This is a genomic window from Ectopseudomonas oleovorans, from assembly GCF_003052605.1.
Taxonomy (GTDB): Bacteria; Pseudomonadota; Gammaproteobacteria; order Pseudomonadales; family Pseudomonadaceae; genus Aquipseudomonas; species Aquipseudomonas oleovorans_A.
In genome coordinates this window covers 529-11,325 of sequence record NZ_QASO01000140.1, presented here as the reverse complement: position 1 = coordinate 11,325, position 10,797 = coordinate 529, and the positions used below count along the sequence as shown (strand labels likewise).

9 protein-coding genes and 1 pseudogene are annotated in these 10,797 nt (G+C 62.1%); 4 read left to right on the top strand and 6 right to left on the bottom strand.

The genetic code is table 11. From position 1 onward, the window contains the following. Positions 1–358 precede the first annotated feature (358 nt). From DBO86_RS25215 to DBO86_RS25205, 3 genes are all read right to left on the bottom strand, one after another. Complete coding sequence (locus tag DBO86_RS25215; protein ID WP_108235193.1) at positions 359–1,537, bottom strand: vWA domain-containing protein; 1,179 nt, start codon at positions 1,535–1,537, stop codon at positions 359–361. 135 nt (positions 1,538–1,672) lie between these two features. Beyond that, positions 1,673–2,518 carry an AAA family ATPase gene (locus DBO86_RS25210; RefSeq protein WP_108235192.1) on the bottom strand — a complete coding sequence of 282 codons (846 nt, stop codon included), beginning with the start codon at positions 2,516–2,518 and terminating at the stop codon, positions 1,673–1,675. 145 nt (positions 2,519–2,663) lie between these two features. Beyond that, positions 2,664–3,746, bottom strand: a complete 1,083-nt coding sequence (locus DBO86_RS25205; RefSeq protein WP_108235191.1) for a DUF748 domain-containing protein — start codon at positions 3,744–3,746, stop codon at positions 2,664–2,666. A 128-nt stretch (positions 3,747–3,874) separates the two neighbouring features. On the opposite strand from DBO86_RS25205, the gene cysK reads away from it, so the two are divergent. Next, positions 3,875–4,846 (top strand): cysteine synthase A, encoded by a 972-nt coding sequence (cysK, locus tag DBO86_RS25200; RefSeq protein ID WP_084340656.1) that lies wholly within the window; start codon positions 3,875–3,877, stop codon positions 4,844–4,846. Between the two features lie 308 nt (positions 4,847–5,154). Here the strand turns inward: cysK and DBO86_RS25195 are convergent, their stop codons facing one another. Continuing rightward, positions 5,155–6,045 (bottom strand): DMT family transporter, encoded by an 891-nt coding sequence (locus DBO86_RS25195; protein ID WP_003461635.1) that lies wholly within the window; start codon positions 6,043–6,045, stop codon positions 5,155–5,157. 210 nt (positions 6,046–6,255) lie between these two features. On the opposite strand from DBO86_RS25195, the gene aceK reads away from it, so the two are divergent. Both aceK and DBO86_RS27130 read left to right on the top strand, forming a co-directional pair. Then, on the top strand, positions 6,256–7,974 hold the full coding sequence (gene aceK / locus DBO86_RS25190) for a bifunctional isocitrate dehydrogenase kinase/phosphatase (RefSeq protein WP_108235190.1): 1,719 nt from the start codon (positions 6,256–6,258) through the stop codon (positions 7,972–7,974). Between the two features lie 87 nt (positions 7,975–8,061). Continuing rightward, positions 8,062–8,196, top strand: a complete 135-nt coding sequence (locus DBO86_RS27130) for a PA1414 family protein (protein WP_255311570.1) — start codon at positions 8,062–8,064, stop codon at positions 8,194–8,196. Positions 8,197–8,200: 4 nt separating this feature from the next. On the opposite strand, the gene DBO86_RS25185 is transcribed toward DBO86_RS27130, so the two are convergent. Both DBO86_RS25185 and DBO86_RS25180 read right to left on the bottom strand, forming a co-directional pair. Beyond that, a complete protein-coding gene (locus DBO86_RS25185; RefSeq protein ID WP_108235189.1) occupies positions 8,201–8,932 on the bottom strand; it encodes an MBL fold metallo-hydrolase in 732 nt (243 codons plus the stop codon). A 115-nt stretch (positions 8,933–9,047) separates the two neighbouring features. After that, positions 9,048–9,875, bottom strand: coding sequence for a cytosine permease (locus DBO86_RS25180; protein WP_244185619.1), 828 nt, complete (start codon positions 9,873–9,875; stop codon positions 9,048–9,050). Between the two features lie 30 nt (positions 9,876–9,905). On the opposite strand from DBO86_RS25180, the pseudogene DBO86_RS25175 reads away from it, so the two are divergent. Then, positions 9,906–10,718 (top strand): annotated as a pseudogene (locus tag DBO86_RS25175) (LysR family transcriptional regulator); the annotation flags it as partial. Between the last annotated feature and the right edge of the window lie 79 nt (positions 10,719–10,797).

Here is a 10,797-nt window from a genome sequence, read left to right as displayed (position 1 = left end):
CGTAGTAGAGATCCACTCGATTGCACAGTGACATGAACTGATGACGAACCGGTCGCACCGACCTGTGTGTAACCTGCTGCATCCATCGGCCCTCTGCTTTGCAAGGCCGCTAGCCCGGTTAGGCGCACAGGAGCGAAATTCATCATGGCTCAAGGCTAACGCCTTATCAGAAGTCGAATATACGGAAGCAGTCGTACCTAGGTTCAGAGGCAGATTATTTCACTGGCAAAACGGGAGGAGTCCATATACGGATGCTATCCGGGGGCTCTTTCGCAATATTCCCGGATTGCCTCCGGGATACAAAAACGCCGCGAATCCTGTGCAGGGTTCGCGGCGTTTCTCGTTGTGGCTCGATGCCTTACTTGGACAGGTACTTCATGCCGTCTTCCAGACCCTGCAGGGTCAGCGGGTACATGCGATCTTCGATCAGCTCGCGCACCAGGCCCGTGGAGGCGGTGTAGCTCCAGGTGTCCTTGGGGTAGGGGTTGATCCAGATGATCTTCTTGAATTTCTCGGTGAAGCGCTTCATCCAGACGTAGCCGGCTTCCTCGTTCCAGTGCTCGACGCTGCCGCCGGCCTGGGTGATTTCGTAGGGCGCCATGGCCGCGTCGCCGACGAACACCACCTTGTAGTCGGCGCCGTACTTGTGCAGCAGGTCCATCGTCGAGGTGCGCTCGCTGGTGCGGCGCATGTTGTTCTTCCACACGCTCTCGTAGATGAAGTTGTGGAAGTAGAAGTATTCCAGGTGCTTGAACTCGGTCTTGCAGGCGCTGAACAGCTCCTCGCAGACCTTGACGTGGGCGTCCATCGAGCCGCCGATGTCCAGCAGCAACAGAAGCTTGACCGTGTTGCGTCGCTCCGGGCGCATCTGGATATTGAGCAGGCCACCGTCTTTCGCCGTGTGTTCAATGGTGCCGTCCAGATCGAGCTCTTCGGCTGCGCCCTGGCGGGCGAACTTGCGCAGGCGGCGCAACGCCACCTTGATGTTGCGCGTGCCCAGCTCGACCTGATCGTCGAGGTTCTTGTACTCGCGCTGGTCCCACACCTTGGCGGCCTTGCCCTGGCGCTTGCCGGCATCGCCGACGCGAATGCCTTCCGGGTTGTAGCCGCCGGAGCCGAACGGGCTGGTGCCGCCGGTGCCGATCCACTTGTTGCCGCCGGCGTGCTTTTCCTTCTGTTCCTCGAGGCGCTTCTTGAACTCTTCGATCAGCTTGTCCAGGCCGCCGAGGCTCTGGATCTGCGCCTTTTCCTCGTCGGTGAGCAGGCGCTCGAATTCCTTGCGCAGCCATTCCTCGGGGATCATCGCCTCGATGTGCTGGTTGAGGTTTTCCAGACCCTTGAAGTAGGCGCCGAAGGCACGGTCGAACTTGTCGAAGTGACGTTCGTCCTTCACCAGGATCGCCCGCGCCAGGTAATAGAACTCGTCCATGTCGGCGAACACGACGTTGTGCTTGAGCGCGTTGATCAGGTCGAGCAGCTCGCGCACCGACACCGGCACCTTGGCCGCGCGCATTTCGTTGAACAGGTTGAGCAGCATGGCTGCACCCTCACTTGCAGAATCATTCCCCGTTTGGGGCGCTCTGTGTAGGAGCCAGCTTGCTGGCGATCAGTAACATCGGCAGTGCGTCGGATCGCCAGCAAGCTGGCTCCTACAGTTTCAGATCAGTGTCCGTTACCGAGAAGCGCGGCGGGTCATGAAGGCCAGGCGCTCGAGCAGTTGTACATCCTGCTCGTTCTTCACCAGGGCGCCTGCCAGCGGCGGGATGGCCTTGGTCGGATCGCGTTCGCGCAGCACGGCTTCACCGATGTTGTCGGCCATCAGCAGCTTGAGCCAGTCCACCAGCTCGCTGGTCGAAGGCTTCTTCTTCAGGCCTGGCGCCTTGCGCACGTCGAAAAACACGTCCAGCGCCTCGGCCACCAGCTCGCCGCTGATGTTGGGGTAGTGCACATCGACGATTTTCTTCAGCGTGTCGCGATCCGGGAAGGCGATGTAGTGGAAGAAGCAGCGGCGCAGGAAGGCGTCCGGCAGTTCCTTCTCGTTGTTTGAGGTGATGATGATGATCGGGCGCTGCTTGGCCTTGATCGTCTCGTTGGTCTCGTAGACGTAGAACTCCATCTTGTCGAGTTCCTGCAACAGATCGTTGGGGAACTCGATGTCGGCCTTGTCGATCTCGTCGATCAGCAGGATCACGCGTTCGTCGGCCTCGAAGGCCTCCCACAGCTTGCCCTTCTTGATGTAGTTGCGAACGTCGTGGACCTTGTCCGAGTCGAGCTGCGAATCACGCAGGCGGCTGACCGCATCGTATTCGTACAGGCCTTGGTGCGCCTTGGTGGTGGACTTGATGTGCCAAGTGATCAGCTTGGCGCCGAAGGCCTCGGCCAGTTGTTCGGCAAGCATGGTCTTGCCGGTACCCGGCTCACCCTTGACCAGCAGTGGGCGCTGCAGGGTGATGGCGGCGTTGACCGCGAGCTTGAGGTCGTCGGTGGCGACGTAGGACTGGGTGCCTTCGAACTTCATCGGAAAATCCTCGCAACGGTAACGCGCGGGGCCGGCCCGCAGCAGAAATTCAGAGCGCGACTATAACGCGCAGCTCAGGTGGCTGTGAACGCAGACGCAGTATTCAGTCACTGAATGGGCGGTCACCGCTGCTTACGACTACAGCTCAGCTGCCGTCCTGTTGAGGTGGTGGGCGTTCGTAGCGGGGTGTGAAGGCTTCGACGAACGCGTTGCGCAGGATGGCGATGAAGGCCTGGAATGCACTGGTCTGCTGGTCGTGCACGCTGCCGCTGAGTTCGACACGGGTGGCGAACTGGTCACGGCGCTGATTCTTCAACAGCGTCTCGCTGCCGCCGACGATGGCCTCCCAAAGCGAGCGCAGTACACCTTTATCTTCGTCTTCGACGTCCTGCTCCCAGTCGAACACCTCGACATCGCGCAGCAGGGGTTTGATGTAGCCGTTGAGCTGGGCGTTCTCGGCTTGCGCTTCGATCACCAGGTCGCCGTTGCCACGCTTGAAGTCGAAGCGGCCGTAGGCGTGGGCGAAGTCGTTGAAGCGTGTCAGGTCGATGTCCTTCGCGCGCAGGCGTAGCTCGAAATCTTCGAACTGCTCGAATGGATCGAAGGTTGCCTCGGCCTCCAGTGGCGCGTGCTCCAGCAACAGCGCGCGACCTCCGAAGTGCGCGACGCGGTCGCCCGGCTCGTCACCGACGTTGGTGAGGTTGTAGAGGCTGGCGTTGATTTGGTCAGCGCTCAGTTCCACCTGGGGGTCGGTGCTGAAGTTGTGAAAGCTGATGCGGCCGTCGATCACCCGCAGTTCGTTGAGGGTGATGGGCAGCAGCTTGTTCAACTGATCGCGCCAGTCGGTGCCGGCACCGGTCTGGGTGGCCTGGTCGTTTTCGCCGCCATCGACGAAATTCAGTTGTGGACGCTCGAAGAACACTTCCGCGACCACGGCGTGTTCTGACCACAATGCCCGCCAGCTTACCGCCAGATCGATAAGCGGCGCGTCGAGCAGCGGTACTGGTACGTCGCCGCTGCTCTTGACGATGCGCAGGTCGTTGATGCGATAGGCGCCGCGCCACCAGGCCAGGTCGATATCAGCGATATGCCCGCGGTAGTCGCCCATGTCGGCGAGCTTGTCGTTGAGGTAGTCGCGGATCAACCAGGGCAGCGTTAGCTGCGCCGCCAGCACCAGCAGCAGTGCAACAAACAGAGCCCTAAGGGGCCAGCTGTAGCGTCGTTTCATCGGACAGTCCATCGAGTGATCTATCTTCGATGGACTGCGTGCGCGGCATTCTGTTCGGCTGGACTGACGCTGCACCTGGGCATAGGCTGGTGCCCCTTATTCATCGTCCATCTGCTTAGGAAGGAATTATGAGCCGCATTTTCGCTGACAACTCCCAGGCCATCGGTAACACGCCGCTGGTGATGATCAATCGCCTGGGGCCGAAAGGTGTGACCATCCTCGCCAAGATCGAGGGGCGCAACCCGGCCTATTCGGTCAAGTGCCGCATCGGTGCCAGCATGATCTGGGATGCCGAGGAGCGCGGCGTGCTCAAACCGGGCATGACCATCGTCGAACCGACCTCGGGCAACACTGGCATCGGCCTGGCCTTCGTCGCCGCTGCGCGCGGGTACAAGCTGGTGCTGACCATGCCGGCCTCGATGAGTCTGGAGCGGCGCAAGGTGCTCAAGGCCCTTGGCGCCGAACTGGTGCTGACCGAGCCGGCCAAGGGTATGAAGGGCGCGATCGAGAAGGCCAACGAGCTGGTGGCAGCCAATCCTCACTATTACCTGCCGCAGCAGTTCGAGAACCCGGCCAACCCGGCCATTCACGAAAAGACCACCGGCCCGGAAATCTGGCGTGACACCGAAGGCGCCATCGACGTGCTGGTCTCCGGCGTCGGCACCGGCGGCACCATCACCGGCATTTCGCGTTACATCAAGCAGACCCAGGGCAAGCCGATTCTGTCGGTGGCGGTGGAGCCGGTGAGTTCGCCGGTGATCAGTCAGACCCTGGCCGGTGACGAGGTCAAGCCGGCACCGCACAAGATTCAGGGCATCGGCGCCGGTTTCGTACCGAAGAACCTCGACCTGGCGATGGTCGATCAGGTCGAGCAGGTCACTGACGACGAAGCCAAGGCCATGGCCCTGCGCCTTATGCGTGAGGAGGGCATTCTCTGCGGTATCTCTTGCGGCGCAGCGATGGTGGCGGCGGTGCGTCTGGCGGAGAAACCAGAGATGCAGGGCAAGACCATGGTGGTGATCCTGCCGGACTCCGGCGAGCGCTATCTGTCGAGCATGCTGTTCAGCGATATGTTCACCGAGCAGGAGCTGCAGCAGTAAAGCAGCTGCAGGCGGGTGGATCAATGAAGCGCGATCCACCTACGCTTGGCCTGACCGCCAGTCCGTAGCTCGGATGCAATCCGGGGAGTCACGCCGCCTGCGCCCCGGATTTCATTGGGCTACTTTCTAAATGGCTACTTTCGTAGGAGCCCCGCCCCGGGGCGAAGCTTTTCAATTTCGCGCGCCCAGATTCGCGGCGGGGCGCCACTCCTACAGTATAGGCTTTCGCCACGCCTGGCCTGACTACCAGTCCGTAGCCGGATGCAATCCGGGAGCATTCACCGCCTGTCTCCCGGATTTCATCCGGGCTACCTTTTGGTCACGCTTGGGCGCATCACCAGCCAAAGCGCCAACGCGATCAGCAGGCAGCCGGGCAGGTAGTCCCAGCTCAGCGGCTCACCCAGCAGCAGCGCGCCCCACAACACGCCGAACGGCGGGATCAGGAAGGTGGTGGTGCTGGCCCTGATCGGCCCGATATCGGCCAGCAAACGGAAATACAGCACATAGGCGAAGGCCGTGCAGACCAGGCCGAGGGCGGCCAGCGACAGCCACACCTCGATGTCACCCCAGCTTGGCGGTGGTTGCAGCGCGAGGCTGCCGACGAACAGCGGCAGCAGGAACAGGCTGGCCCCCACCAGACTGGCAAAGGCGGTCAGGCGATTGTCCAGGCCGCCTTGTTGGCCGATCCAGCGTCGAGTAAGAAAACCAGCGAAGCCGTAGCAGGTGGTGGCCACCAGGCAGGCGCCGGCACCGAGCAGCAGTTGCAGGTCGAAGGCCACCGGGCCGGTGCGGGTCAGCACCGCCACGCCAAGCAGGCCGAGGAATACGCCCGCCGCCTTGCTGCGGGTGATGCCCTCATGGAAAAACAGTGCGCCGATCAATACACCCATCAGCGGGGTGCTGGCGTTGAAAATCGCCGAATAACCAGCCGGCAAAATCAGTGCTGCCAGGCAATACATGGCCGACGGCAGGCCTGCATTGATCACGCCCAAAACCAGGCAGATGCGCAGTTTGCCGCGAAAGTCCCAGTCCGTGCGCAGCAGCAAAAGCAGTGCGAGCAGCCCCAGCGCGCCGAAGCTGGCGCGAAAGAACGCGGTCGGCATGCTTCCCAACACGGGGGCGGCAACGCGCATGAACAGGAAGCTGGCGCCCCAGATGGCGGCGAGCAGCAGCAGGCGGAGCAGGTCGGCGGTACGCAAGGCGAAGTATCCGGCAGGGTGGGAACGCGAGTGTTGCTGCTGGGTGAGGCGCTGGCAATCCGCATTGCGCTTTCGAACAAGATTTGCGCCATCCTGTAGCCGGATGAAATCCGGGAGGACTTGAGCGATAGTCCCCGGATTACATCCGGGCTACCTTTGGCAGGCGTTGAGGCTAAGCTCGCTTCACTCATTTTCTTGCGAGGTACTTCCATGGCGCAACAATGGCCGGCCGGCGAGATCGCTCGCCTGATCCTCGAGGGGTTCGATGATTACCGCGAGCATTTTCGCCAGATCACCGATGGCGCGCGCGTGCGCTTCGAGCAGGCGCAATGGCAGGAGGCGCAGCAGGCTTCGGCGGCGCGCATCAACCTGTATGAGGAGAAGGTCGCAGAAACCCGTGAGCATCTGCTGCAAGGGTTCGATGCTTCGCTGCTGGACGTCGGGCAGTGGCCGCTGGTCAAGAGCGCCTATATCGCCCTGATCGATCTGCGTTTCGACGATGAGCTGGCGGAAACCTGGTTCAACTCGATCTTCTGCAGCCTGTTCAGCCATGACCAGATCAGCGATGGCTGCATGTTCATCCATACCACCCGGCCATCGCTACGCAACCAGCCCGGTGCCGCCCAGACGCGCAGCTATCGGCCGGCTGGCGAGCTGCACCTGGCGCTGCAGGCGATCTTCGACGATTACCGTTTCGACGCCCCCTACGAGGATCTGCCGCGTGATCTGCTGCGCCTGGAAGAGCAACTGCGCGCCAGCCTGCCGGACTGGGTGTGCAAGGACCCGGAGCTGTGCATCGAGCTGTTTTCCTCGGTGCTGTACCGCAACAAGGGCGCCTATCTGATCGGACGCATCTATAACCGCGAGGAACAGTGGCCGCTGGCGATCCCGCTGCTGCACCGCGAAGGGCAGGGCATCCAGGCCGATGCGGCGATCACCGACGAGGCGGAGGTGTCGATCATCTTCTCCTTCACCCGCAGCTATTTCATGGTGGACGTGGCCATTCCGGCCGAGTTCGTCGGCTTTCTCAAGCGCATCCTGCCGGGCAAGCACGTCGCCGAGCTGTACACCTCGATCGGTTTCTACAAGCACGGCAAGTCCGAGTTCTACCGCGCCCTGATCGGCCACCTGGCCAGCACCGATGATCGCTTCATCATGGCGCCCGGCGTGCGTGGCATGGTCATGAGCGTGTTCACCCTGCCGGGCTTCAATACCGTGTTCAAGATCATCAAGGACCGCTTCGCTCACGCCAAGACGGTGGACCGCAAGACGGTGATCGAGAAGTACCGCCTGGTGAAAAGTGTCGACCGCGTAGGGCGCATGGCCGATACCCAGGAGTTCGCCGATTTCCGTTTCCCCAAGGCCAAGTTCGAGCCCGAGTGCCTCGCCGAGCTGCTGGAGGTGGCGCCGTCCACCGTGGTGGTGGAGGGTGACACCGTGCTGGTACGACACTGCTGGACCGAGCGGCGCATGACCCCGCTCAACCTCTACCTTGAAACTGCCAACGAGGCGCAGGTGCGCGAGGCGCTGGATGACTACGGCCTGGCCATCAAGCAACTGGCGGCGGCCAATATCTTCCCTGGTGACATGCTGCTGAAGAACTTCGGTGTCACCCGCCATGGCCGCGTGGTGTTCTACGACTACGACGAGATCTGCTTTCTCACCGAAGTGAACTTCCGGCGCATCCCGCCGCCGCGTTTCCCCGAGGACGAGATGAGTTCCGAGCCCTGGTATTCGGTGGGGCCGATGGACGTGTTCCCCGAGGAGTTTCCGCCGTTCCTGTTCGCTGATATCAAGCAGCGCCGGCTGTTCAGCCAGTTGCATGGCAATCTCTATGAGGCCGATTACTGGAAACAATTGCAGGAGGCGATTCGGGCGGGCAAGGTGATCGACGTATTCCCTTATCGGCGCAAGAGCCCGGTAATTTGACGGCGCCTGGTTGAAATCCGGTTTGTCCGGCCTAATCTGATAAATGAGCCGCTGGCTCTTCCCTTTACTTGGCAGGAGGTCGTACCCATGCTCGCCAAGCTGCAAGAACAACTGCAAGCCCTGTTGCAGGCCCTTGGCCTTGTCCCGCAACCTCAGCCAATTCGTATCAGCGAAGCCGAGCAGGAGCGCCTGCGGCGCGAAGCGCTCCAGCGTAGTCGCTGAAGTCTCAAGTGAGCTGATGGGCGTCGAACCAGGCCTCTATCAGCTCGCGCATCCGCTGCCCCGAGAAACTCGCGAAATGTCCGCCGTGCACGGTGCGTACGGGCAGCTCGCGCAGGCGCGCAAGGCTGCGCGCGTAATCTTCCAGGTTCGAGTGGTAGGCATCTTCGATCAGCGGGCCATCGTAGAGAATGTCGCCGCAAAACAGTGTGTGCGTCTGCGCTTCCCATAGGCTGATGCCGCCGGGTGAATGCCCTGGCGTGTGCAGCACCTGCAATACCCGATTACCCAGATCCAGCACGTCGCCATCCTCGATCAGGCGTGTGGCTGGCGCTGCCCGTACGCGGTATTCGGCGTAGCACAGCGGGCAATCCGGATGCGCTTCGAACATGTCGTCGCCGACGAAGTCGGTGGCCAGAGTATTGGCGCCGTTCGGTGCGGCGAGGATATCGGCCTCGGCCGGATGTACCAGGCGCTCATCGAATTCGTGATGCCCGGCGATATGGTCGAAGTGGCAGTGGCTGGCCACCGCCAGCAGCGGCTTTTCGGTCAGCCAGGGCAGTTGCTCGCGCAGGCTGACCAGCCCGGAGCCGGAGTCGATCAGCACGTCATGCTCGCGCCCCTGCACATGCCACATGTTGCAGCGATAGAAGGGGCGCACGTAAGGCTCGTGGATCAGGCAGATGCCATCGTGGCGGTGCTCTACCTCGAACCAACGGTCACGGCTGACGATTTTCATGGTGGTTCCTCAAGCCGGGTTCGCACCCTGCGGTGGCTTCGGTGGCGGGTTGCACCCGCCCTACGGGGCGTCGTTTCCGGTAGGGCGGGTGCAACCCGCCACGTTCGCCATCACGCTACGCCAGCTGCGCCCGCGGCACCAGCACCCAGCGCCGTAGCACGGCGTAGCTGGCAGCGGTGATCAGGAACACCGGCAGCGAAGCGCCCCAGGCCAGCGGCGAGACCCAGTCCCAGTAGTAGGCCAGCACCGCGCCCAGGCCGTAGGCGAGGAAGGCGGCCGGGTTGAAGCCGCTCAGGTAACGGTAGCGGCCGCCATCTTCACTGAGCAGCTCATCCACCGCGTAGTCGCCCCTGTGGATCAGGAAGTAGTCGGCGATCAGCACGGCGAAGGCTGGGATGAACACGCTGCCGATCACCAGCAGGAAACTCTGGAAATTGTCGAGGATACCGGGTATCTGCGAGCCGAGGATCGACAGCACGCCGATGCACAGTGCCGGCTTCCAGAATGGGGTTTTCGGGCTGATGTTGAGGTACGACAGCGAAGCGCTGTAGACGCACATGACATTGGTGGTCATTACCGAGAGGAACACCACGATGGCCGCCGGCAAGCCGAAGCCGAAACCAGCCAACAGCACGGCCGGGTCGTAGGTCTGCTCCATGCCGGTCAGTACCGAGAAGCCGGATACCGTGGCGCCCAGACCCATGGCCAGCAGGGTGGCGGCGACATAACCGACCCAGGTACCGACCCCAGCCACGCCCTGGGTGCGGCAGTTGCGGTTGTAGTCGGCGGCCAGCGGAATCCAGGAAAACGCGGTGGCGATGACGATATCGAAGGCGATGCCGGGGTTGATTTCGTTGCGCGGCTCGGTCGGCATGGCCAGGAGGCTGGCGAACTCGAACTTCTGCCCCATCACGTAGAACACCGCGCCGGCCAGCAGGAGCATGCCGATGGCAGCCCAGCGTTCGACCCGCTCCAGGAACTGAACCTGTCCACTTCTGCGATCAGCACCTACATGAGCCAATTGGAGAGTCAGCTCGGCATCGTGCTTTGCCATCGCGGCCGTGGCGGCTTCAGCCTGACCAGCAAGGGCGAGCTGTTTCACCAGGAAACCCTGCGCCTGCTCGGCGAACTGGAAGGTTTCGAGCGCTATTCGGCGGCGCTCAAGGGCGAATTGCGCGGCACCCTCAACCTAGGTGTGCTGGACTCCACCGTCAGCGACCCGGCTCTGCCGCTGGCCGAGGTGATCGGCGCCTACAGCCAGGAGCACCCGGGTGTGCACCTGCACCTGTCGGTGATGAGCCCCTACGAGCTGCAACTGGCGGTGCTGGACAACCGCCTGGATCTGGCCATTGGTGCCTTTTCCACGCGCATGAACGGGCTGGTCTACCAGCCGCTGTACCGTGAGCAGCACTGGCTGTATTGCAGCGAGCGGCATGCCTTGTTCGAGCAGCGGCGGATTCCCGAAGAGCTGATCACCCAGCAACGCATGGTCGGTCGTGGCTACTGGAGCCAGGCCGAACTGGCTCGCCATGGCTTCAAGCACAGCGCGGCTACCGTGGAGTCGATGGAGGCGCAGCTGATTCTGGTGCTCTCCGGCGCCTACATTGGCTATCTGCCGGAGCACTACGCCCAGCCCTGGGTGGATCAGGGCAAGCTGCGGGTATTGCTGCCAGCGGTATTTGGCTACCAGGCCCCGTTCTCGCTGATCCTGCGCCGGGGACGTACCCGCGAGCCGCTGATTCAGACCTTTCGCGATTTGCTCAAGGCGCAACTGAATCAGATCTGAAACAGGGTCGCCTTTATTTTCCATCGAAAGGTTAAAACCACCGGCTTTCAGCCGGTGAGCTTTAGCGCCACCATGCGGG